This is a genomic window from Kitasatospora sp. NPDC085879 (assembly GCF_040686255.1).
In the GTDB taxonomy this organism is placed as follows: Bacteria; Actinomycetota; Actinomycetes; order Streptomycetales; family Streptomycetaceae; genus Kitasatospora.
On record NZ_JBFBJZ010000001.1, the window covers coordinates 313,438 to 335,442 of the forward strand.

Below are 22,005 nucleotides of genomic sequence, written 5' to 3' on the forward strand. Positions count from 1 at the left end.
CCCTCAGAACAGCGAGCCGCGGGTGACCGCGAGCCGGACGCGGTCCGGATGTGCCCGTGCGATGGCGTCGAAGGAGGTGACGGGCAGCTCTGCCGGCTCGCCGAAGCGGATGAACGGGCCGTCGAAGTCGACTCCGCCGACCTTGTCGGCCTCGACGCCGGACTCGATCACGAGTTCCTTCTCCTCCTTCACCTCCTTGGTCTCCTTGCCCTCCTTCTGCTCCTTCTCCTCCTTTTCCTCCTTCGCTTCCTTGCTTTCCTTGTCCTCTTTGTCCTCCTTGTCCTTGCTCTCCTTTCCCTCCTTCTCCTCCTTCAGGTCCTTGCTCTCCTTGCCTTCCTTCTCTTCCTTCTCCTCCTTGGCGTCCTTGGTCTCCTTGCCGTCCTTCTCCTCCTTGTCGTCCTTATCGTCCTTCTCGAAGGGCTTGAGGATGTGCGGCTGGTGGCTGCCGGGCAGCGCGGCAGGGACGCCGTCCAGAGCGCCCCCCTTGCCGTCGACCTTGACCTGTTCGGGGTCGAGACCGGCGCCGATCCTCGCGAACACCGCCGAGTTCACCCCGCGCGCGTAGGCGGCGGCGAGCCCGCCGAGCACATTGCGGCGCTGCCCCGAGAGGAAGGGCCTGACGTCGTCATCCGCCGACATGAACGGCCCCTTCCGGAGCGAGGAAGGCGCGGAGCAGCGCCCCGACCCGGACGCCGTTGACGATCAGGCCGTCGATGTCGCAGTTGCGGAGCTCGACTCCCCGGAAGGAGCAGCCTTCGAACAGCGAGCCGTCGAGCTCGGAGGACTCGAAGGTGATCCCCTGCAGGTTGCAGCTGTGGAACAGCGAGTTGAAGAAGTTGGACTCGCTGACGAGCGAGTGGGCGGCTTCGGCCCCCGCCAACGTCGAACTGGTGAGATCGGGCCGAAGTGCGAGCAGGTTGGGCCGGAGTGCAGGCGGATCGTTCTCCGTCATCCCGCCACCTCCTATCCGGTCGGCGAAGCTGGGTCGGCCCCGATGGTGTCGCATCCGAACTATCGAGGCGCGGGTCGGCGCGGCCGGAGTCCCGACTTCACCTGATGGAATGAACGACGGTCGTCCACCGGTGCGGTCACGGTGGATCGGTCGTCCGGCATGGAACTCTCACGGCAAAGCCTTCTCGCCGCGGAGGTCGGAGTGGGATACGTGGTGGCGACAAGTCCGCGGAGCGGCAGTTGGCTGCTCTGCGAACTGCTCGGGAGCACCGGAATCGCGGGCCGCCCCGGCGAGTACGGCGCGCGGGAGGATGCGGCGACCTGGCGCGGCCATTACGGGTACTCGAGCCACGCCGAGTACTTCTTCCGGTTTGCGGCTCTCATGACGACGGCCAACGGTGTGTTCGGGGCGAAGCTGATGTGGCCCCAGTGGTCGTCCCTCGGCAGAGACGCCCGGCGCTACCTCGGCCGCGAACCGGAGGCGTTCACGCTGCTCGATTCGCTGGCCGGGCCGCTGCGGATGCTGCGTCTGCGCCGGCTGGACACGGTACGGCAGGCCGTGTCGCTGGCCCGCGCCCAGCAGACCGGCCAGTGGTCGCTGCGGCACGGGGAGATCCCTCGCGGCGAGGCCGGCACCTACGACGCCGAGGCCGTGCGAGCGGCGCATGCCGCCCTCCGGTGGCAGAACGCCGAGTGGGACCGCGAGCTGCGCAGGCTGGCCGTACCGGTGCTGGACCTGGAGTACGAGGCTCTGGCCGTCGATCCCGAAGGCACGCTCCGCGCCGTACTGGAGTTCCTCGAGCTGCCGTACCGCGGGCGATTCCGGCCGCCGACGCTGCGGCGCCAGGCCGACGCCCGGACGGAGGACTGGGTCAGCCGGGCGCGGGCCGATCTGGCGCGAGCGGCCGACGGAAGCAGGATGACCGAAGTCGATTCCTGAACCGCCACGTCGCTCGCGTTCCTGGCGGGCGGTCAGCCGGCGCGGCCGGGTCCGCCGAGGGGCGGGCCCGGCCCCGTACCGTGGCCGTGTCAGCGGCGGGCCACGCCGGCCGCCCGGGCCTCGGCCGCCACCGCGGCGGCCACCGCGGGTGCCACCCGCGGGTCGAACGGGCTCGGCACGATCCGCTCGGCCGACAGCTCGCCCGCGACCACCTCCGCGATGGCGGCGGCCGCCGCCAGCTTCATGCCCTCGGTGACCGTCCGGGCCCGGACGTCCAGCGCGCCGCGGAAGATCCCGGGGAAGGCCAGCACGTTGTTGATCTGGTTGGGGTGGTCGCTGCGGCCGGTCGCCACCACCGCGGCGTACCGCCGGGCCGCCGCGGGCTCGATCTCCGGCGTCGGGTTGGAGAGCGCGAAGACGATCGCGCCCGGGGCCATCGACGCCACCGCCGACTCCGCGACCGTCGCCCCGGACAGCCCGATGAACACGTCCGCGCCGCGCAGCGCCCCCTCGATCGAACCGCGGTGGCCGGCCCGGTTGGTGTCGGCCGCCAGGGCCGCCTTCACCGGGTTGAGGTCCGTCCGCCCCGGGTGCAGCATGCCCTTGCTGTCGCCCACCGCGATGTCCCCGATCCCCGCGGCCAGCAGGATCCGGGTGACCGCCACGCCCGAGGCGCCGGCCCCCGCCACCACGGCCCGCAGCGCGGAGAGCGGACGCCCGGTGACCTCGGCCGCGTTGCGCAGTGCGGCCAGGGTGACCACGGCGGTGCCGTGCTGGTCGTCGTGGAAGACCGGGATGTCCAGCTCGGCGCGGAGCCGCGCCTCGATCTCGAAGCAGCGCGGCGCGGAGATGTCCTCCAGGTTGATGCCGCCGAAGCTCGGCGCGAGGTGCCGCACGGTGGCGATCAGCGCCTCGGTGTCGGTGGTGTCCAGGCAGATCGGCACCGCGTCGACCCCGGCGAACTCCTTGAAGAGCAGCGCCTTGCCCTCCATCACCGGCAGCGCCGCGGCCGGTCCGATGTCGCCCAGGCCCAGCACGGCGGTGCCGTCGCTGACCACCGCGACGGTGTTCGCCGCCCAGGTGAACTCGTGGGCCAGTTCCGGGCGTTCGGCGATCGCGGTGCAGACCCGGGCGACCCCGGGGGTGTAGGCGAGCGACAGGTCGTCGGCGTCGCGCAGCGGCACGGTCGAGCGGGTCTCCAGCTTGCCGCCGCGGTGCAGGTCGAAGACCGGCTCCAGGAACGGCACGATCGGGTCGACGGGCGTGGCGGGGTCGGTCATCACGGTCCTCCGGGAGAGTACGGACGGGGCGGTTCCCCGTCACGGGTGCGGAGCTGACTGGTGGGGCAGGGGAGTTCGGGGTGTGCGGGGCGGGTGCCGTGGGCTCCCGGTGGCTCAGCGGTGGTCGACCGGGCCGAGGTGGGCGGTGAGTTCGGCGGCGAGGCGGTCGAGGTCGCGGGTGTGGCCGTGGGCGGCGATGTGCCCGTCGGGGCGGACGAGGTAGTAGCCGGGCCGGCGGCAGCCGGTGTGCCGGGAGGCGGCCGCGGCGGGGATGCGGAGGGTGCGCAGCCCGCGGCATCCGGTGGTGAGCCGGTCCACCGCGGCCGCCCAGCCGGCCGGGCCGTCGACGGTGGCGAGCGCCCAGCCGGCCGGCTCCGCACCGGGCCCGGCGAGGCCGGCCGCGACGGCCAGCGGGCGGGGCAGGACGGCGCCGGGCCGCAGTCCGCCGGGCAGCCGCCCGCGGACCAGGCAGCCGGTGAGCCCGGACGGTTCCTGGGTCCCGCGCACCGGTGGGTAGGCGAGCCGGCGGCCCGCCATCACCGGGCCGTACAGGCGCGACAGCAGGCCGGTGCGGTCGCCGAGCCGGAACGCGGCGTCCCGGAGCAGGACTTCGGCCGGGCCGTCGACCAGCCAGGCGCGGGTCTGGAGGTCGGTGTCCCGGACGACCCGGCGGGCGACCGCCGAGCGCTCCGGGCCGTAGCTGTCGAGCAGCGTGGCGGGCGCCTCGCCGTGGATCACCGCGGCGAGCTTCCAGGCGAGGTTGTGGGCGTCCTGCAGGCCGGTGTTGAGGCCCTGGCCGCCGGCCGGGCTGTGCACGTGGGCGGCGTCGCCGGCGAGGAAGACCCGGCCGAGCCGGAAGTCGCCGGCGTGCCGGGCGTGCACCCGGAAGACGCTCTGCCAGACCGGTTCGCCGATCCGGACGCCCTGCGGGCCTCGCTCGTTGACGATCTCCTGCATCATCGCCACCCCGACCTCCCGGCCCGGCGGCAGGCTGGAGAAGAAGCGCCAGATGCCGTCGGGCAGTGCGACGACCACCAGGGCGCCCTTCGGGGACTGGTAGTAGAGCGCCTGGTCGGTCGGGAGTTCGCCCTCGATCGGGGCGTCCACCAGGGCGAAGGCCGTCTCGTAGGTGCTGCCGAGGAAGCCGGTGCCGATCTGGCCGCGGACCGCGCTGCCCGCGCCGTCGACGCCGATCACGAACGGCACCCGGGTGCGCTCGATCCGGCCGTCGGCGTGCTCCAGGACGGCGGTGACGCCGTCGGTGGCCTCGATCCGGCCGGAGAAGTCGAGGTTGTCGAAGCAGAGCAGGCGGACGCCGCGCTCGACCTTGCCGCCCAGGTCGTGCAGCCGGTCCTCGATGACGCGCTCGGTCGCGCTCTGCGGCAGGCAGACCGGGGCGAGGTCGTCGGTGAAGGCGAAGGTACCGAGCGGCTGCCGGTCGGAGAAGTAGCGGAAGGCGCTGATCCGGACGGAGGCCGCGCGCACGGCGTCCAGCACGCCGAGGTCGTCCAGCACGTCCAGGGTGCGCGGCCAGAGCAGCAGCGCCTTGGGCAGTCGGGCGGCGGTGGGGGCCCGGTCGACGATCCGTACGCGGACGCCGCGGCGCAGCAGTTCGCACGCGGCGAGCATGCCGGTCGGGCCCCCCCCGACCACGAGGACGTCGACGTCTGATGCGGTGATCCCTGTCTCTGGCACTGAACTGACTCCTCGTCGGCTCGGACGCTGGGTAGCGGATTGACGCTGCCCATAAGATATCTTATGGTCATCTCGGTTTGTGAAGTACGTAGATGACTGATGGATAGGGGGAAGCGATGAGCGTCCTGGCGGAGCAGGGCCTGGCCGCACCGCGCGAGAACCGCGCGCCCGGCGGGCTGCCGATCCTGCTGGCGGTCGCGCTGGCCAGCGTGATGCTGCCGCTCACCGTCACCGGCCCGGCCGTGGCGCTGCCGGCGCTGGCGACCGATCTGGGGGCCGGGGTCGGCGCCGCGCAGTGGGTGCAGAACGCGTACGGCGTCACCTTCGCGGCCTGCCTGCTGGCGGCCGGCGGGCTCGCCGACCGGTTCGGCCGCCGGCGGGTCCTGCTGGTCGGCGTCCAGGTGTTCGTGGCGATGTCACTGGTCTGCGCCCTGGTGCCGAACATCGTGCTGGTCGACGTCGCCCGGGCACTGCAGGGCGTCGGCGCGGCCGGCGTGCTGACCAGCGGCGCGGCGATCCTCGCCGCCACCTTCGACGGGCCCGCGCGGGCCAGGGCCTTCGGCGTGCTCGGCGCCTCCTTCGGCTTCGGGCTGGCGCTCGGCCCGCTGGTCGCCGGCGCGCTGGTCGCCTCGGTCGGCTGGCGGGCGGTGTTCCTGCTGAACGTGGTGCTCGGCCTGGTCGTGCTGACCCTGGTGCCGAGGCTGCCCGAGTCCCGCGACCCGGCCGCCCGGCGGGTCGACTGGGGCGGCCTGGTGACCTTCAGCGGCGGCCTGGCCCTGCTGGCGCTGTACTTCGTCGAAGGGCCGGAGCAGGGCTGGACGGGCGCCGCGGCGATCGGCTCGCTGATCGGCTCGGCACTCTGCATGCTGCTCTTCGTGCTGGTCGAACTCCGGGTCGAGCGACCGATGTTCGATCTGTCGCTGTTCCGCCGGCCGACCTTCGTGGTGGTGGTCTGCCAGCCGTTCACCATCACCTTCGGCTTCGTGGTGCTGCTGGTCTACCTGCCGCAGTACCTGCAGGGCGCCGGCGGCCGCAGCGCCACCGAGGCGGGCGCGCTGCTGCTGCCGCTCACCCTGCCGGTGCTGGCACTGCCGCTGATCGCCGGCCGGATCGCCGCCCGGCTGCCGCTGCGGGTGATGCTCGCCGCCAGCTCCGCACTGATCGCCGCCGGGTCGCTCTGGCTCGTGGTGCTCCGCCCGGACGCCGGATGGGCCCAACTGGCCGCGCCGCTCGCGGTGTTCGGCATCGGCGTGGGCAGCGCCTTCGGCGTGATGGACAACGCCGCGGTCAGCGTCGTGCCGGTCGAGCGCTCCGGCATGGCCTCCGGCATCTTCAACACCATGCGCATCACCGGCGAGTCGGTCGCCATCGCCGGCGCCGGCGCCCTGCTCGCGGGCCTCTCCGCCGCCGGACTGCACGGGCGGGTGCCCGGGCTGGACGCGGCGGGCGAGCGCGCCCTGGCCGGCGGAGCCGTCCAGGGCCGGCTGGACGAACAGCTCGGCGCCCTGCCGTCCGGGGCCCGCGGCGCCGCCGCCGACGCGCTCACCTCGGCGATGCACACCGGCTTCGTCGTCCTCGCCGTGCTGGCGCTGATCGGCGCGGTCACCACCTACGCGGTGGTCCGCGACCGGGAGCTGGCCGGCCCCTCCTGACCGCGCCCGGCGCGGGCCGTCCCCGGGTCCGCGCCGGACGCACCCTCACCGCACCGCCTTCGACAGAGGAGAACACCGCACCATGCGCACACGACAGTTGGGCAGCACCGGATTCACCGTCGGCGCGATCGGCCTCGGCTGCATGGGCATGAGCTTCGCGTACAGCCCGACCCGCCGCGACGACGCCGAGTCGATCCGGGTGATCCACCGGGCGATCGACCTCGGCGTCACCCTGATCGACACCGCGGACGTCTACGGCCCGCACACCAACGAGGAGTTGGTCGGCCGGGCACTGCGCGACCGGCGCGACGAGGTCGTGCTGGCCAGCAAGGCCGGCCTCGTCGTCCGGGACGGCGAGATCCTCCCCGACGGCCGCCCCGAGCACCTGCGCGCCGCCGCCGAGGGCTCGCTGCGCCGGCTCGGCGTCGACCGGATCGACCTCTACCAACTGCACCGGGTCGACCCGGCCGTCCCGGTCGAGGAGTCCTGGGGCGTGCTCGCCGAGCTCGTCCGGGAGGGCAAGGTCGGTGCGATCGGCCTCTCCGAGGCGACCGTCGGGCAGCTCGACGCCGCGCACGCGATCCACCCGGTGGCCACCGTGCAGAGCGAGCTCTCGCTGTGGAGCCAGGACCAGCTCGACGAGGTGGTGCCCTGGGCGGCCCGCCACGGCGCCGGCTTCATCGCCTACTCGCCGCTCGGCCGGGCCTTCCTGACCGGCGCCATCACCTCGGCCGCCCAGCTGGAGGGCGACGACTGGCGGCAGGGCAACCCGCGCTTCCAGCCGGACGCCGTCGACGCCAACCAGAAGCTCGCCGAGGGCGTGGCCGAGGTCGCCGCCCGCCACGGCGCCACGCCCTCCCAGGTCGCCCTGGCCTGGGTGCTGGCGCAGGGCGAGCACGTGGTGCCGATCCCCGGTACCAAGCGGCTCGCCTACCTGGAGGAGAACGCCCGCGGCGGCGACCTCGGGCTCACCGCCGAGGACCTCGCGGAGCTGACCCGGCTCGGCGCCACCGCCGTCGGCACCCGGTACTGACGGACACCCGGCCGGTGCCCGGTCCCGACCGGGCGCCACCGCCGCCGGGCCCGGCCGGCGGCGCCCGTCCCGCTCCACCCCGGTCGTCAGCACCACCCGACCGCAGAAGCACACCGCGGCGCCCCGCCGCCCCGTGTCGCGGCCGCCCCCGCAGGGCGGCGGCCGCGGCACCGGTGCCAGGTCGACCCCTGGACCGCAACCGAGGAGCAACGAGGAGGAACCCCGTATGACCACCGCACCGCTCGCCCCCGTGGAGACCACCAGGCACCCGGCCGAGGCCGTCCCGCTCTCGTACGCCACGACCCTGGACCGCGGGCTGGTCCACCGGGACGCCGTCAGCGAGGTGTTCGTCACCGACCTGCGCGGCGAGGAGGACGGCCACTACAGCGCGGCGGCGCAGCTGCCCCGCTCGCACGCCTACTACGGCGACCACCTGCTCCGCCCGGGCACCCACGACCCGGTGCTGCTGCTGGAGGCGGCCCGGCAGGCCACCCTGGCGGGGGCGCACATGTTCCACGGCGTCCCGGCCGACCACAAGTTCATCCTGACCTTCCTGCGGATCCACCTGATCCGGCCGCAGCTGCTGACCATCGGCGACAGCCCGCTCGACCTGGTGCTCAAGGTGACGGTCACGGACTGCCGGACCCGCGAGGGCCGGGTGACCGGGCTCGACCACCGCGTCGACCTCACCGTGGACGGCACCGTGATCGGCTGGGCCGGGGTCGGCCTGCGCTTCCGCGACCCGGCCGGCTACCGGGAGATGCGCCTGCGCAACCGCGACGGCGCCGAGCTGCCCAGCACCGCGATGCTGCCGCCGCAGACCGGCGGCGCCGGCGAGCCGGCCGTCCCGGCCGCGCCGCACCTGGTCGGCCGGGCCGACCCGCGCAACGTGGTGCTGCTCGACCCGGTGCTCGCCGACGGCGCCGCCACCGCCGTGCTGCGGATACCCGCCGGCAACCCGAGCATGTTCGACCACCCGCAGGACCACCTGCCGGGAATGGTGCTCGCCGAGGCCGCCCGCCAGCTCGCCCTGTTCACCGCCCTGGACACCCGCGGGCTGTCCGCCGCCAAGACCTTCCCGGTCGACCTGTCGGTCACCTTCGCCCGGTTCGGCGAGCTCGAGCCGCAGACCGTGCTCACCGCGACGCTCGGCGAGGAGAAGCCGCTCGGCGCCGAGGCCGGCGAGCACGCCTACTACACCCAGGGCGGCCCGCTCGACCTCGACGAGGCCGAGCCGGGCACCGCGGTGACCCAGCTGCCGGTGGTGGTGGACGCCCGCCAGCAGGGGGAGTCGATCGCCCGGTTCGTCCTCTCGCTCGCCCGCATCCGCGGCTAGCAGGCTGTCCGTGGACGCGGGGGACGGCCCCGAGCACCCCGCGTACCCGGCCGTGTGACCGACCGACAGCCAGCCACGGAGGACCGATGCCCGGCACCGCCGCTTTCTTCGACGTGGACGAGACCCTCGTCCGGGTCAAGAGCATGTTCCACTTCCTGGAGTTCTACCTGCACCGCCGCGGCGAGCCGGAGGGCACCTTCCGGCGGCTCACCGCCGACCTCAGGGCCGCCGCCGCGGCGGGCACGCCCCGACAGGTCGTCAACCGGTCCTACTACCGGCTCTACACCGGGGAGAGCGCCGAGCGGCTCGCCGCGGCCGGCGAGGCCTGGTTCGAGCGGTACGTCGAGCAGGACCTGTTCGTCGCCGAGACGGTCGAGGCGGCGGCCCGCCACCGCGAGGCCGGGGACACCCTCGTCCTGGTGTCCGGCTCGTTCTTCCCCTGCCTCGACCCGATCGCGGCCCAGCTGCGGGCGGACTGGACCTTCGGCACCCGGCCGGTGGTCCGCGGCGGCCGGCTCACCGGCGAGGTGGTCGTCCCGGTGATCGGCGCGGTCAAGGGCCGGGTGGCCTCCGCGGTCGCGGGCGTCCGCGGCCTGGACCTCGCCCACTGCTCGGCCTACGGGGACCACTCCAGCGACATCCCGCTGCTGGCCGCGGTGGGCCGGCCGGTGGCGGTCGGCGACGACCCGGTGCTCACCGCGCACGCCGAACTCGCCGGCTGGCGGCGGCTGGTGCCCGCCGAGCCGGTCCGTGCGGCGCTCTGAGCACAGCCCCGCACCCCTGCCCGGCGGGCCCGGGGGAGCGGCGCGGACGGCACCCGGCCGGGGCCGTACCGAGTGGAGACAGGCCCGCACCGACGACAGGAGGGGACCATGACACCGATCGGCATCGTGGGCACCGGCTCGTACGTGCCCGAGGAGGTCGTCAGCAACGAGGAGGTCGCGGCGAGCGCGGGCGTGACCGCCGACTGGATCGAGGAGCGGACGGGCATCGGCCGGCGGCACCGCGCCGCCGCGCACGAGGCCACCTCCGACCTGGCCGCCGAGGCGGCCCGCAGAGCACTCCGGCAGGCCGGCATCACGGCCGACCGACTCGCCTTCGTGGTGGTGGCCACGTCCACCCCGGACCACCCGCAGCCCGCCACCGCCAGCATCGTGCAGCACCTGATCGGCGCCCGCCGGGCCGCCGCCTTCGACGTCAACGCGGTCTGCAGCGGCTTCGTCTACGGGCTGGCCGTGGGGACCCAGATGCTCCGCGGCGACACCGACCCGGCCGCCCCGTACGGGCTGGTGATCGGCGCCGACATCTACTCCCGGATCCTCGACCGGGAGGACCGGAGGACCGCCGTGCTGTTCGGCGACGGTGCCGGCGCCGTCGTGCTCGGGCCCGTCCCGGCCGGCCTCGGCGTGGTGCAGACGCTGCTGCACGGCCGGGGCGACCAGCACCGGCTGATCGGGGTGGCGGCCGGCGGCAGCCGGCGGCCCGCCTCGGCGCAGACCCTCGCCGAGGGCGGGCACTGGTTCCGGATGGACGGCCGGGCGGTGCGCGGCTTCGTCCACGACGAACTGCCCGGCGCGGTCGGCACCCTGCTCCGGCGGGCCGGGGTGCCCGCCCGCGAGGTCCGCCACTTCGTCCCGCACCAGGCCAACGGGGTGATGCTCAACCAGGTCTGGCCCGAGCTCGACCTGCCCGGCGCGGCGATGCACCTGACGGTCGACCGGCACGCCAACACCGGCGCCGCCTCGGTGGCGATCACCCTGGACACCGTGCACCGCCGCGGCCGACTGGAGCGCGGCGACCTGGTGCTGCTGGCAGGCTTCGGCGGCGGGATGAACATAGGCGCCGCGCTGCTGCGCTGGGCACTGGACCAGCCGGTCGGCCCGCTCGGCGAGCCGGTGTTCCGGGCCGAGGACGAGGCGGCCGACCGGTTGGCCTCCTGGGGCCTGCTCTCCGGGGCCGCCCTGCGCTGAACCGGGCCCTGCATGGAACCGGGCCCTGCATGGAACCGGGCCCGGCGACGGGCCGAGCCGCGGTGCGGCGTCCGGGAGACCGGGCCCGCACCGCGGCTCCGCGGCGTACCGGTGAGCTGTGGGTGTCAGCCGTCTGACGTAGCGTCGGCTTTTGGTAAAGGGATGTCAAAAACCGATCGGGTTCGGCTCGAAACCCCTTAGAAAACAAACCGGTTGGTCTGTAGGATTGGGTGCAACCGGTGAACGCCTGAAGGGGGTTTTGTACGGTGTCCCAGATACTGGATGTGCGTCCGGAGGATGTGCTGTTCGCCCGCACCATCGATCGCGCGCTCGTGCACCGGGCCGCGGTGTCGGAGGTGCTCCTGACGGACTGCCGGCCGGTCGGCGAGCTGGACTTCGTCCTCGGCGCACAGTGGCCCCGCGGCCACGGCTTCTACCTGCCCGTCGGCGACCGCTGGTACGACCCCGTGCTGATGGCGGAGACCGTCCGCCAGGCCGGCCTGGTCATCGCGCACACCGCCTTCGGCGTCCCGCTCGACCGGCACTTCCTGATGTGGGACGTCGCCTTCGAGGCCGACCCGGCCGCGCTCGCCTTCACCGGCACGCCCGCCAACCTCTCGCTCATGGCCACCTGCGAGGACGTCCGCCGGCGCGGCACCGGCCTGGCCGGCATGCGGATCCGGGTGCACGTGCTGCGCGACGGCCGCGCCCTGGGCACCGCCACCGGCGCGCTCAGCTGCACCACCCCGGGCGCCTACCGCAGGCTGCGCGGCGAACGGCTCGCCGCCGCCCTGGAGAAGCCGCTGCCGCCGCTGCCCGTGCCGCCCCCGCTGGTCGGCCGGGACCGCGCCGCCGACGTGGTGCTCGCCCCCACCGGGGCACCGCACGTCTGGGAGGTCCGCTCCGAGCGCGGCCACCCGGTGCTCTTCGACCACGAGGTCGACCACCTGCCCGGCATGGTGCTCGTCGAGGCGATGCGGCAGGCCGTCTGCCTCGCCACCGGCTGGCCCGCCCCGCTGGTCACCGCACTCTCCGCGTCCTTCCTGCGGTACGTCGAGTTCGGCGAACCCTGCCTGGTCCGGGCCGAGGTGGGCGCCGCCTCGGTGCGCGGGACCTCCGTCGAGGTCGTCATGGAGCAGGGCGGCGAGACGGTCGCCCGCGGCAGCCTGCGCGCCTGTCCGACCGGCTGACCCGCCGCCCGGTCCTCCGCCGGGTCCGCGGCCGGTCCCGGTCGTGCGGTCGGTGGCGGTCGGGGGGTTCAGGCGCCGGTCGGCACGTTCGCCAGGGCGGCCGTGCAGCGGCCCAGCAGGGCGAGCAGCTGTGCGCGCTCCTCGGCGTCGAACTCCGCGTCGAGGGCCTGCTCGACCGCCATCGCCGCCTGGTCGGCCCTGGCCAGCAGGGTGCGGCCGCCGCGCGTCAGCCGGGCCTCCAGGATGTGCTGGTGGATCGGGTGCGGCTTGCGCTCGACCAGGCCGCGCCCCTCCAGGGTGCCCAGCACCGAGGACATCGTCTGCGGGGTCACCAGGCAGCGCCGGGCCAGTGCCGCCCCGGACAGCCCGGGCTCCTCCGAGAGCACCAGCAGCACGGTGTACTGCGGGGTGCTGAGCTTGAACTCGCGGAGTGCCGCGTGCTTGGCCGCGATCAGCTCCTGCTCGGCGCGCTTGATGTGGTGGCCGAGGCGCTGGTCGATAGGCATACTCATGCCCCCTGTATATCAGGCATCTTAGGTCTGTATGAAGCCTGCGTGTCGGGGAGGCGGTAGCGTACCGCGCGGTCGGTCCGTTCCCGGCCGGCGGCGCGGCGCTGTGACGCACCCCCGGCCGGCCCGCGGCCCCCGCGCCCCCGGGTGGGTGCGGGCGCCGTCCGACACACCGTCACCCGGCGGCCCGCAGACCGGAGGCCGACGTACATTGGCGGAATGATCACGTACGAGGACCGGCGGGCGGGACAGCTGGCGGCGGCGGGACGCTGGCCGGAGCTGCTCGAACTGTTCCGGCGGCTGCGCGGCACCTCCCCCCGCTCGGCCGGCCCGGTCGGCCACCTCATCGCGTACGCGGCGCCGCCGGAGCACGCCGCCCGGCTTTTCGACCGCGACGGCGGCCCGTTCACGGCTGCCGACGAGCACGACCACGACGCCGGACCGCTCTGGGAGGTCCTCGCCACCCGGCACTCCTGGCGCCGGCTCGCCCCGCTGCTGGAACCCGCACCGGTGCGCCGCCTCGTCGCCCACACCCGCGCCCTGCTCGGCGAGGAGGTCGCCGGCCGCGCCGAGCCCGACCCGGAGGGCGTCCCGCTCACCCTGGCGGCCTGGGAGCAGGCCGGCTGGGAGGAGAGCGTCCGGGTCCGCGACTACCTGCCGGCCGGCGGCGCCCGCCGGGCCCTGTTCGCCCTGCCCGACACCCGCGAGGACCTCGGCCCGCTCGACCTGCCCGCCCCCGGGCCGCGCACCCCCGGGCCCGCCGCCACCCGGTCGCCGGCCGGCCTCGCGCCCTGGCTCACCACCGTCTGCGTCCGAGGCACCGCGCCGGACGCCGCCGCCCAGCTCGCCCCGGGCCGCCGGGTGCTCGCCGGGCACCTGCCGTTCGCCGCCGCCTACCCCGCCCTCGTCCAGGCCGCCTCGGGCGCACGCGGCCTCGGCACCGCCCACGGCCGGCTCGCCGTCTGGCACCTGCTCGCCGGCATGGCCGGCGCCGCCCGGCCCGTCCCGGCCGAGGTCGACGCCCTGGTCGCCCGCCTGCGCTGCCTCGCCTGGTCCGAACCCCGCGACGAACTCTGGTACCTCCACCTCGCCCTCGAGGACCCCGCCACCGGCCTCGCCTGGGCCCTCAGCGGCAGCATGGAGCCGTAGCCGCCGAGGTGCGTCCCTCAGGGGCGGCGCAGGGGACCGTGCAGGCCCGGGGGCGGGCGGCCGTGGTCGTTCCCCCGTCGCCCCCGGCACGCGGTCCGGCCCGGCGCCGCTCCGAAGGAGTGGAGCTGCGGCGCCGGGCCGGGGTCCGGGGTGCGGGGGCTCAGGCGGTGGTCTCCACCGCCGGGGCCTCGGATTGGGCGGGGACGGTGCCGGTGTGCGGGTCGGCGATGGCGGACTCGTCGAAGGGGAGACTGCCGGCCAGGACGAGGTCGAGGCGCTCGCGGTCCAGTTCGCCCGTCCAGTGGCCGATCAGCACGGTGGCGACGGCGTTGCCCGCGAAGTTGGTGAGGGCCCGGGCCTCCGACATGAAGCGGTCGATGCCGACGATCAGGCCGACGCCGTCGACCAGCTCCGGACGGTGCGACTGCAGGCCGCCGGCCAGCGTCGCCAGGCCGGCGCCGGTGACGCCCGCCGCGCCCTTGCTGGCGATCACCATGAAGAGCAGCAGCGACACCTGCTGGCCCAGCGACATCGGCTTGTCGAGCGCCTCAGAGATGAAGATGGAGGCCATGGTGAGGTAGATCGCGGTGCCGTCGAGGTTGAAGCTGTACCCAGTCGGCACGGTGATGCCGACCACCGGCCGGCTGACGCCGAGGTGCTCCATCTTGGCGATCAGCCGGGGCAGCGCGCTCTCCGAGGAGGAGGTGGAGAGGATCAGCAGGAACTCCCGCCCGAGGTAGCGGAGCAGGGAGAAGATGTTGACCCCGGTGGCCAGCCGCAGCAGCAGCCCGAGCACCACCGCGACGAACAGGGCGCAGGTCAGGTAGAAGCCGAACATGATCATGGCGAGGCTCTTCAGGGCGGCGGTGCCGGTCGCGCCGACCACCGCGGCGATCGCGCCGAAGGCGCCGATCGGGGCCACCCACATGATCATCGACATGATCCGGAAGACCAGCTTCTGCAGGTGCTCGACGCCGCGCAGCACCGGCGCCCCGGCCGGCCCCATCGCCTGCAGGGCGAAGCCCGCGAGCAGGGCGACCAGCAGGGTCTGCAGCACCTTGCCCTCGGTGAGGGCGGAGAACAGCGTGGTGGGGATGGTGCCGAGCAGGAAGTCGGCCGTCCCGGCGGCCTCGCCGGCCGCGGCCTGGGCGTGTCCGGACTTGGCGAGGGCGCTGGTGAGGTGGAGCCCGGAGCCGGGCTCGATCAGGTTGCCCACCAGCAGACCGATGCCCAGGGCGACGGTCGACATGGCGAGGAAGTAGCCGAGCGCCAGGCCGCCGACCCGGCCGACCTTGGCGGCCTTGCTGACCGAGCCGATGCCGAGCACGATGGTGCAGAAGATCACCGGGCTGATCATCATCTTGATCAGATTGACGAAGCCGGTTCCGATCGGCTTCAACTCCACGGCCGCGTCCGGCGCCGCCAACCCGACCACGATGCCCGCGGCGACCGCCGCGATCACCGCGAGATAGAGGTAGTGCGTACGGTCGGCTCTGCGGCGGACTGCTCCTGTGCTCGCCATTTCACGGCTCCTTTGCCCTGCGCTCCCTGACGGCCCCGGGGGGAGGGCCGGTGACGACTATGGGCGGCGGAGTGACGGGGGTCACGTTTGCGTTCATAGAGTTCACGCCGGGCGGTCCCGCCACCGGGGGAGGACCGTGCACACTGGCCGGTATGCGCATCCGCCCCGGCCGTCCGGCCCGCTCGGCCCCGCCGGCCCGACCGGCGCCGCCGGAACGTGCCGCGGCCGCTGCGCGGGCCGTTCCCCGGCAGCGTGCCGTGCCGCAGGGCCGCACCGTGCCGCAGGACCGCGCCGGGCGCCGCCTGCCGCGAAGCCTCGCCGGGCAGCTCTTCCTCGTCCAGGTGGTGATCGTGGCCGCCGTCGTCGCCGGGGGCGCCGTCCTCGCCTACCTGTTCACCGAGCACCGCACCCGCGAGGCCGCGGTGCGCCAGGTGACCGCCGCCGCCCGCGCGGTCGCCGACGCGCCCGGCACCGCCGAGGCCGCCACCGGCCCCGACCCGACGGCCGTCCTCCAGCCGTACGCCGAGCGGGTGCGCCGGGACACCGGCGTCGACTTCGTCACCGTCATGGACACCCGCGGCATCCGCTGGGCGCACCGCGACCCGGCACAGATCGGCCGCCCGTTCCTCGGCCACATCGACGGCGCGCTCGCCGGACGCACCACCAGCGAGACCTACACCGGCACGCTCGGCCCGTCGGTGCGGGTGGTCACCCCCATCCTCGACGGCCGCGGCCGGGTGGTCGGCCTGGTCAGCTCCGGCATCACCGTGGAGTCGATCAGCGCGCAGCTGCGCGGCCCGCTGCTCGCCCTGGTCGGGGTCGCCGCGGCCGCCCTCGCGCTCGGCGGGGCCGGCAGCTACCTCGCCAACACCCGGCTGCGGCGGCACACCCACGGCATGGGCGCGGCCGAACTCAGCCACCTGTACGACTACCACCAGGCCACCCTGCACTCGGTGCGCGAGGGCCTGGTGCTGCTCGACCGCGCGCACCGGGTGGTGCTGTGCAACGACGCGGCCCGTGAACTCCTCGGCCTGCAGGGCGAGGTGGAGGGGCTGCCGTTCGACGCGCTGGGCCTGCCCGAGTCGCTGGTGCGGGCGGTGCTCGACCCGGAGCCGGCCCATGACGAGGTGCACCTGACCGCCGAGCGGGTGGTGGTGCTCAACACCTCGCCGATCGGCACCGGCCTCGGCAGCGTGCTCAGCCTCCGCGACCACACCGAACTCCAGTCGCTCAGCGGTGAACTGGACAGCGTCCGGGGCTTCGCCGACGCGCTCGGCGCGCAGGCGCACGAGGCCGCCAACCGGCTGCACGCCGTGGTCTCGCTGGTCGAACTCGGCCGCCACCAGGACGCGGTGGACTTCGCCACCGCCGAACTGGAGCTCGCCCAGCGGCTCACCGACAAGGTGGTCGGCGCGGTCGGCGAACCGGTGCTCGCCGCCCTGCTGCTGGGCAAGGCCTCGCAGGCCGCCGAGCGCGGCGTCGACCTCGTCCTCACCGAGGACAGCCGGATCGACGACGGCGTGCTGCCGCCGGACCTCGCCCCGCGCGACCTGGTCACCGTGCTCGGCAACCTGATCGACAACGCCGTGGACGCGGCGATCGAGAACGCCGCCACCCACCGCGGAACGCCCGAGGTCACCGTCACCGCCAAGGTCGACGACGGCCGACTGCTGCTCCGGGTGGCCGACTCCGGCGCCGGCATCGACGCGGACGCGCTCGGCGAGGTGTTCCGCCGCGGCTGGACGACCAAGCAGCACGGCCGCGGTCTCGGCCTCGCCCTGGTCGCCCAGACCGCACGCCGCAACGGCGGCACCGTCGAGGTCGGCCGCGACCGCGGCGCCGTGCTCACCGTCCGGCTGCCGCTGAGGCGGGAGGCCGACCGGTGACCGCCGAGATCTCCGTGCTGGTGGTCGAGGACGACCCGGTCGCCGCCGACGCGCACGGCCTCTACGTCGGCCGCACCCCCGGCTTCCGGGTCGCCGCCACCGCGCACAGCTGTGCCGAGGCCCTGCGCGCCCTGGAACGCTCGCGGGCCGCCGGCACCCCGATCGACCTCGCCCTGCTCGACCTCTACCTGCCGGACGGCCACGGCCTGCAGCTCTGCCGCACCCTGCGGGCGGCCGGCCACACCACCGACATCATCGCCGTCACCTCCGCGCGCGACCTGACGATGGTCCGCCAGGCCGTCTCGGCGGGCGTCGTCCAGTACCTGCTCAAACCGTTCAGCAGCGCCGCCCTGCGCGAACGCCTCGACCGCTACGCCCGCTACCGGGCCAGCCTCGGCCGCCCGGGCGAGGCCTTCGGCCAGGACGAGGTCGACCAGGCCATCGCGCTGCTCCGCACCCCCGAACGGTCCGCCCTGCCCAAGGGGTTGAGCGCCCCCACGCTGGAGACGGTGGCCGGGGTGCTGCGGGCGGCCGACACCGGACTCTCGGCCGCCGCGGCGGGCGCCGCCGCCGGCGTCTCCCGGATCACCGCCCGCCGCTACCTGGAGCACCTAGTCGACGGCGGCCTCGCCGTGCGCGAGCCGCAGTACGGCCAGGTCGGCCGGCCCGAGCTCTGCTACCGCTGGCGCCGCTGATCAGGCCCGCTCGGCGACCGCGAGGAAGCGCTCGTCGGTGTCGGTGTACGAGGTCAGCCGCCAGCCGTTCGCGGCCAGCAGCGGGCCGAGGTTGGGCTCGGCACGCAGGTCGTCCGGGGTGATCTGCCGCCCGTGCCGGGCGGCCAACGCGGCCCGCCCGATCGGGTGGAAGAGCGCGAGCCGACCCGTCGGCCGGGTCACCCGGGCGAGTTCGCGCAGACCCTCCGCGGGGCCGGGCAGGTGGGAGATCAGGCCGGCGCCGAAGACCAGGTCGACCACCGCGTCGGGCAGCGGCAGCCGGGCGCAGTCGGCCTGCACCAGGGCCGCGGCATCGCGGTGCGCGGCGGCCAGCGCCAGCATCTCCGGGGTCAGGTCCACGCCCAGCACGGTGCCCCGAGCCCCGACCGCGGTCCGCAGCAGGGGCAGCGCCCGGCCGGTGCCGCACCCCGCGTCGATCACGAACGCCCCCTTGCCGGGCGCCAGTTCGGCAATCGCGGCGGCGTAGCGGGGCCCGTCGTCGGGGAACTTCGCGTCCCACCCGGCGGCCCGGGCCGCGAAGAACTCCCGGGCGCGCGCCCGCTCTGCACGATCGTCGTCGGCCATGCGCCGCAGTCTAGGACCAGCCCGGCCGGCCCCGCGGTGCCGCCGCGACCGGCCCCGTGGTGCCCGCACGGGCCCGGCGGAAATCCACCCGTGACCTCCGGGCGCTTCGGTCGTTGGGGCAGGGCGGAGCCGCACCCCGGAGACGGGTGGCCCGACCCGGCGGTGACGGAGAGGCTCCGGCAAGTAAAGTTAGGCTTGCCTAACTTAGTGAGGAGAGCCCGTCTGTGAGCCCCACCGTCGACACCGCCGCCCCGGCCGGTGACGCGATCCTGCGCCGCCAGCGCATCCGCGAGTCCGCCGCCCGCACCTACGCCCGGTCCTTCCCGATCGTGCCGGTCCGGGCCAACGGCATGACCGTGGAGGGGGCCGACGGCCGGCGCTACCTCGACTGCCTCTCCGGCGCCGGCACCCTGGTGCTCGGCCACAACCACCCGGTGGTGCTGGAGGCCATCCGTCGCACCCTCGACGGCGGCGCCCCGCTCCACCTCCTCGACCTCGCCACCGCCGAGAAGGACGACTTCACCACTGCCCTCTTCGAGGCGCTGCCGCCCGCCTTCGCCGCCCGCGCCAAGGTGCACTTCTGCGGCCCGGCCGGCACCGACGCGGTCGAGGCCGCCCTCAAACTGATGCAGACCGCGACCGGGCGGCGCGGCGCCCTCGCCTTCACCGGGGCCTACCACGGCATGACCGCGGGCGCCCTCGCCGTCACCGGCTCGGTCGCCGTCAAGTCCCCGCTGCCGGGCGGCGGCGAGGTCACCCGGCTGCCCTACCCGTACCCGTACCGCTGCCCGTTCGGGGTCGGCGGCGACCGCGGCGCCGAACTCTCCGCCGCCTACACCGAGCGGCTGCTCGACGACCCGGCCGGCGGGGTCACCGCCCCCGCCGCGATGATCCTGGAGGCCGTGCAGGGCGAGGGCGGCGTCGTCCCGGCGCCCGACGAGTGGCTGCGCACCATGCGGAGGATCACCGCCGACCGCGGCATCCCGCTGATCGTGGACGAGGTGCAGACCGGCGTCGGCCGCACCGGCGCCATGTGGGCCGTCGAGCACAGCGGCATCGAACCGGACGCGATCGTGCTCTCCAAGGCCATCGGCGGCAGCCTCCCGCTCGCCGCCGTCGTCTACCGCGAGGAGTACGACGGCTGGCGGCCCGGCGCCCACACCGGCACCTTCCGCGGCAACACCCTCGCCATGGCCGCCGGCGCCGCCACCCTGCGGTACGTCGCCGCGCACGGCCTGGTCGAGCGGTCCCGGCTGGTCGGCGCCCGGATGGCCGCCCGGCTCGCCGGCCTGCAGAGCCGACTGCCGGTGATCGGCGACGTCCGCGGCCGCGGGCTGATGCTCGGCGTTGAACTCGTCGACCCGGCCGGCACCCCCGACAGCTGCGGCGCCCTGCCCGCCGATCCGCGGCTCGCCGTCCGGGTCCGCGAGGCCTGCCTGGAGCGCGGCCTGATCGTCGAACTCGGCGGCCGCCACGACGCCGTGCTCCGCCTGCTGCCCCCGCTCACCATCACCGACGAACAGGCCGAGGCCGTCCTCGGCCGGCTCGCCGACGCCGTCGAGGCCGCCTCCCGGGCACACGGATGAGACCCGCGGCCGGTCGCCGCTGCGAGGCGGGTGCTCGGCCGGTCGCACGTGCCCGCCGTTCCGGTCGGACGGGCGTGGGGCCCGCGGCCGGCTCGCGGGCCCGCCGGGTGCGCCCGCCGCACGTTCCGCCGACTGCCCAGCCCGCACCGGCCGCTTCCCGGGCGCGGGCATGAGACCGCCGGCCGGCCCCGACGCGCTCTCCGGCGGCAGGGCCGGCCCCGAGGCGCTGCGGCCGCTGCTCGACGAGGTGCTGGCCGCGCTCGCCGCCGGCGCCGCCGACCGCGACGGGCCGGTCCCCGCCGGCGAGCCCGCGGAGATCGCCCGGCAGGTCCGGGCCGCCCTCGCCGCGCCGCCCGGCCCGGACGCCCTCGCCCGGCTCGTCCGGCTGCTGGCCCGGTACGCCGCGGACCCGGCCGATCCGGCCTGCGCGGCCCACCTGCACTGCCCGCCGCTCGCCGTCGCGGCCGCCGCCGACCTCGCGGTCAGCGCCCTCAACCCCTCCCAGGACTCCTGGGACCAGGCCCCGGCCGCCACCGCCCTGGAGACCGCCCTGCTCGCCGAGCTCGCCGCCCTGGCCGGCCTCCCGGCCACGGCCGCGGGCGTGCTCACCTCCGGCGGCAGCGAGTCCAACCTGATGGGCCTGATGCTCGCCCGCGACAGGGCCTTCCCCGGCGCCGAACTGCACGGTCTGCCCGCCGGGGCCCGTCCGCGCATCCTCGCCTCCGCCGCCGCGCACTTCTCCGTCCAGCGCGCGGCCGCCGTCCTCGGCCTCGGTGAACGGGCCGTCCTCCCCGTCCCCGTCGACCGCATGCTGCGGATGGACGGCGACGCCCTCGCCGAGGCCCTCGCCGGCACCGCCCGGCGCGGCGAGATCCCGATCGCGGTGGTCGCCACCGCCGGCACCACCGACACCGGCGCGGTCGACCCGCTGCACCGGGCCGCCGACCTCGCCGCGCAGTACGGGACCTGGCTGCACGTCGACGCCGCGTACGGCGGCGGCGCCCTGCTCTCCGAGCGGCTCGCCCCGCTGCTCGACGGCATCGGACGCGCCGACTCCCTCGCCCTCGACTGGCACAAGATCGGCTGGCAGCCCGCGGCCGCCGGCGTCTTCCTGGTCCGACGGGCCGAGAGCTACGCCCCGCTGGCCCGGCGTGCGGTCTACCTCAACCCGGCCGACGACGAGCAGGCCGGCTACCCGAGCCTGCTCGGCCTCTCGCTGCGCACCACCCGCCGCCCGGACGCCTTCAAAATCGCCGTCACCCTCGCCGTGCTCGGCCGGGCCGGGCTGGGTGCTCTGGTCGACGGCTGCCACCGGCTGGCCCACCACGCGGCCGAGGCCGTCGCGGCCCGGCCCGTGCTGGAACTCCACGGCCCGCCGGTGCTCACCACCGTGGTCTTCCGCTACCGGCCGCCGGCGGCCGGACCGGCCCTGCTCGACCGGCTCAACGCCGAACTCCGCCGGGACCTGCTGCGCACCGGCCGCGCCGTCGTCGGGCGCACCGAACTCCCCGGCGAGGGCCCCGGCCGGGTCCGCCTGAAGCTCACGCTGCTGAATCCGTACACCGAGCCCGCGGACCTGGACGCGCTGCTGGCCGAGGTCACCGCGGCCGGCCGCCGGGCGGAGGAATCCTCCAGCCGAACACGATGATTCGTCAATTCTGTTCGGAGGAAAGCACACTGGCCGTTCCGGCCGTGATTTGTTAATCGGGGGCGATTCGTTCCGTGGACATACCGATCTCCGGGTGTCCAGCATTTTTCGGCCGCACCGGGTGGGTATTTCGCCAATCGCCCGGCCGGGCTTGCCGGAGCGGTGAAGATCGGCGGTAGCTTCTCGTGGTCGCCGCCACACCGGGAGCGCACGGCTCCCCGGGACTAGCGGCGCGAGGGGGCTCCGCCGTGCCGTCTTCGGCCTGCTCGCGGGCGATCTGAGCCTGCCCGCCCCCGTTCTCCGGCCCCGTCCGTCGCGCCCCACCCCGGCGCCGGACCCGTGCGGCCGCCCGCACCCGCA

Annotated in this window: 19 protein-coding genes; 12 read left to right on the forward strand and 7 right to left on the reverse strand. The window is 75.1% G+C overall.

Annotated features, from left to right (window positions below; all coding sequences use genetic code 11):
• Window positions 1–3 precede the first annotated feature (3 nt).
• Together AB0P35_RS01435 and AB0P35_RS01440 are read right to left on the reverse strand one after the other, a co-directional pair.
• Window positions 4–639, reverse strand: a complete 636-nt coding sequence (locus AB0P35_RS01435) for a hypothetical protein (RefSeq protein WP_363504825.1) — start codon at window positions 637–639, stop codon at window positions 4–6.
• Window positions 626–952 (reverse strand): pentapeptide repeat-containing protein, encoded by a 327-nt coding sequence (locus tag AB0P35_RS01440; protein ID WP_363504828.1) that lies wholly within the window; start codon window positions 950–952, stop codon window positions 626–628. Before AB0P35_RS01440 ends, AB0P35_RS01435 begins: the two co-directional genes overlap by 14 nt.
• Before the next feature lie 159 nt (window positions 953–1,111).
• Between AB0P35_RS01440 and AB0P35_RS01445 the strand changes: the two genes are divergently transcribed.
• The gene (locus AB0P35_RS01445) at window positions 1,112–1,891 is read left to right on the forward strand and encodes a Stf0 family sulfotransferase (RefSeq protein ID WP_363504831.1); all 780 of its coding nucleotides are present in this window, start codon (window positions 1,112–1,114) and stop codon (window positions 1,889–1,891) included.
• A gap of 89 nt (window positions 1,892–1,980) precedes the next feature.
• Here the strand turns inward: AB0P35_RS01445 and AB0P35_RS01450 are convergent, their stop codons facing one another.
• Together AB0P35_RS01450 and AB0P35_RS01455 are read right to left on the reverse strand one after the other, a co-directional pair.
• Window positions 1,981–3,171, reverse strand: coding sequence for an NADP-dependent malic enzyme (locus tag AB0P35_RS01450; RefSeq protein WP_363504834.1), 1,191 nt, complete (start codon window positions 3,169–3,171; stop codon window positions 1,981–1,983).
• A gap of 114 nt (window positions 3,172–3,285) precedes the next feature.
• The gene (locus AB0P35_RS01455; protein WP_363504837.1) at window positions 3,286–4,866 is read right to left on the reverse strand and encodes an FAD-dependent monooxygenase; all 1,581 of its coding nucleotides are present in this window, start codon (window positions 4,864–4,866) and stop codon (window positions 3,286–3,288) included.
• 116 nt (window positions 4,867–4,982) lie between these two features.
• Between AB0P35_RS01455 and AB0P35_RS01460 the strand changes: the two genes are divergently transcribed.
• From AB0P35_RS01460 to AB0P35_RS01485, 6 genes are all read left to right on the forward strand, one after another.
• A complete protein-coding gene (locus AB0P35_RS01460) occupies window positions 4,983–6,518 on the forward strand; it encodes an MFS transporter (protein ID WP_363504840.1) in 1,536 nt (511 codons plus the stop codon).
• An 82-nt stretch (window positions 6,519–6,600) separates the two neighbouring features.
• On the forward strand, window positions 6,601–7,551 hold the full coding sequence (locus tag AB0P35_RS01465) for an aldo/keto reductase (RefSeq protein WP_363504843.1): 951 nt from the start codon (window positions 6,601–6,603) through the stop codon (window positions 7,549–7,551).
• 226 nt (window positions 7,552–7,777) lie between these two features.
• Window positions 7,778–8,887 carry a ScbA/BarX family gamma-butyrolactone biosynthesis protein gene (locus AB0P35_RS01470; RefSeq protein ID WP_363504846.1) on the forward strand — a complete coding sequence of 370 codons (1,110 nt, stop codon included), beginning with the start codon at window positions 7,778–7,780 and terminating at the stop codon, window positions 8,885–8,887.
• 86 nt (window positions 8,888–8,973) lie between these two features.
• On the forward strand, window positions 8,974–9,651 hold the full coding sequence (locus AB0P35_RS01475; protein ID WP_363504849.1) for an HAD-IB family hydrolase: 678 nt from the start codon (window positions 8,974–8,976) through the stop codon (window positions 9,649–9,651).
• Between the two features lie 108 nt (window positions 9,652–9,759).
• Window positions 9,760–10,857 (forward strand): ketoacyl-ACP synthase III, encoded by a 1,098-nt coding sequence (locus AB0P35_RS01480; RefSeq protein WP_363504852.1) that lies wholly within the window; start codon window positions 9,760–9,762, stop codon window positions 10,855–10,857.
• Window positions 10,858–11,123: 266 nt separating this feature from the next.
• Entirely contained in the window at window positions 11,124–12,047 is a 924-nt protein-coding gene (locus AB0P35_RS01485; RefSeq protein ID WP_363504855.1) for a ScbA/BarX family gamma-butyrolactone biosynthesis protein, read from the forward strand.
• A gap of 68 nt (window positions 12,048–12,115) precedes the next feature.
• Here AB0P35_RS01485 and AB0P35_RS01490 read toward each other — a convergent pair whose 3' ends face one another.
• A complete protein-coding gene (locus tag AB0P35_RS01490) occupies window positions 12,116–12,559 on the reverse strand; it encodes a MarR family transcriptional regulator (protein WP_218835713.1) in 444 nt (147 codons plus the stop codon).
• A gap of 216 nt (window positions 12,560–12,775) precedes the next feature.
• Between AB0P35_RS01490 and AB0P35_RS01495 the strand changes: the two genes are divergently transcribed.
• On the forward strand, window positions 12,776–13,705 hold the full coding sequence (locus tag AB0P35_RS01495) for a hypothetical protein (protein WP_363504858.1): 930 nt from the start codon (window positions 12,776–12,778) through the stop codon (window positions 13,703–13,705).
• Window positions 13,706–13,865: 160 nt separating this feature from the next.
• On the opposite strand, the gene AB0P35_RS01500 is transcribed toward AB0P35_RS01495, so the two are convergent.
• A complete protein-coding gene (locus AB0P35_RS01500) occupies window positions 13,866–15,227 on the reverse strand; it encodes a cation:dicarboxylase symporter family transporter (RefSeq protein ID WP_363504861.1) in 1,362 nt (453 codons plus the stop codon).
• 152 nt (window positions 15,228–15,379) lie between these two features.
• Here AB0P35_RS01500 and AB0P35_RS01505 point away from each other — a divergent pair, with 152 nt between their 5' ends.
• Together AB0P35_RS01505 and AB0P35_RS01510 are read left to right on the forward strand one after the other, a co-directional pair.
• Window positions 15,380–17,113: a sensor histidine kinase gene (locus AB0P35_RS01505; protein WP_363504864.1), complete on the forward strand. Its 1,734-nt coding sequence runs from the start codon at window positions 15,380–15,382 to the stop codon at window positions 17,111–17,113.
• Window positions 17,110–17,808 carry a response regulator gene (locus AB0P35_RS01510; RefSeq protein ID WP_095872268.1) on the forward strand — a complete coding sequence of 233 codons (699 nt, stop codon included), beginning with the start codon at window positions 17,110–17,112 and terminating at the stop codon, window positions 17,806–17,808. Before AB0P35_RS01505 ends, AB0P35_RS01510 begins: the two co-directional genes overlap by 4 nt.
• Here AB0P35_RS01510 and AB0P35_RS01515 read toward each other — a convergent pair whose 3' ends face one another.
• On the reverse strand, window positions 17,809–18,411 hold the full coding sequence (locus AB0P35_RS01515) for a class I SAM-dependent methyltransferase (protein WP_363504867.1): 603 nt from the start codon (window positions 18,409–18,411) through the stop codon (window positions 17,809–17,811).
• A 224-nt stretch (window positions 18,412–18,635) separates the two neighbouring features.
• Between AB0P35_RS01515 and AB0P35_RS01520 the strand changes: the two genes are divergently transcribed.
• On the forward strand, window positions 18,636–19,997 hold the full coding sequence (locus AB0P35_RS01520; protein ID WP_363504870.1) for a diaminobutyrate--2-oxoglutarate transaminase family protein: 1,362 nt from the start codon (window positions 18,636–18,638) through the stop codon (window positions 19,995–19,997).
• A 169-nt stretch (window positions 19,998–20,166) separates the two neighbouring features.
• On the forward strand, window positions 20,167–21,645 hold the full coding sequence (locus AB0P35_RS01525; RefSeq protein WP_363504873.1) for a pyridoxal-dependent decarboxylase: 1,479 nt from the start codon (window positions 20,167–20,169) through the stop codon (window positions 21,643–21,645).
• Window positions 21,646–22,005: the final 360 nt, after the last annotated feature.

Coding starts and splice junctions, on each gene's coding strand:
- AB0P35_RS01475 (WP_363504849.1), top strand. CDS start 8,974: ATGCCCGGCACCGCCGCTTTCTTCGACGTGGACGAGACCCTCGTCCGG.
- AB0P35_RS01490 (WP_218835713.1), bottom strand. CDS start 12,559: ATGAGTATGCCTATCGACCAGCGCCTCGGCCACCACATCAAGCGCGCC.
- AB0P35_RS01500 (WP_363504861.1), bottom strand. CDS start 15,227: ATGGCGAGCACAGGAGCAGTCCGCCGCAGAGCCGACCGTACGCACTAC.
- AB0P35_RS01480 (WP_363504852.1), top strand. CDS start 9,760: ATGACACCGATCGGCATCGTGGGCACCGGCTCGTACGTGCCCGAGGAG.
- AB0P35_RS01505 (WP_363504864.1), top strand. CDS start 15,380: ATGCGCATCCGCCCCGGCCGTCCGGCCCGCTCGGCCCCGCCGGCCCGA.
- AB0P35_RS01460 (WP_363504840.1), top strand. CDS start 4,983: ATGAGCGTCCTGGCGGAGCAGGGCCTGGCCGCACCGCGCGAGAACCGC.
- AB0P35_RS01465 (WP_363504843.1), top strand. CDS start 6,601: ATGCGCACACGACAGTTGGGCAGCACCGGATTCACCGTCGGCGCGATC.
- AB0P35_RS01495 (WP_363504858.1), top strand. CDS start 12,776: ATGATCACGTACGAGGACCGGCGGGCGGGACAGCTGGCGGCGGCGGGA.
- AB0P35_RS01450 (WP_363504834.1), bottom strand. CDS start 3,171: ATGACCGACCCCGCCACGCCCGTCGACCCGATCGTGCCGTTCCTGGAG.
- AB0P35_RS01525 (WP_363504873.1), top strand. CDS start 20,167: ATGAGACCGCCGGCCGGCCCCGACGCGCTCTCCGGCGGCAGGGCCGGC.
- AB0P35_RS01445 (WP_363504831.1), top strand. CDS start 1,112: ATGGAACTCTCACGGCAAAGCCTTCTCGCCGCGGAGGTCGGAGTGGGA.
- AB0P35_RS01470 (WP_363504846.1), top strand. CDS start 7,778: ATGACCACCGCACCGCTCGCCCCCGTGGAGACCACCAGGCACCCGGCC.
- AB0P35_RS01440 (WP_363504828.1), bottom strand. CDS start 952: ATGACGGAGAACGATCCGCCTGCACTCCGGCCCAACCTGCTCGCACTT.
- AB0P35_RS01515 (WP_363504867.1), bottom strand. CDS start 18,411: ATGGCCGACGACGATCGTGCAGAGCGGGCGCGCGCCCGGGAGTTCTTC.
- AB0P35_RS01435 (WP_363504825.1), bottom strand. CDS start 639: ATGTCGGCGGATGACGACGTCAGGCCCTTCCTCTCGGGGCAGCGCCGC.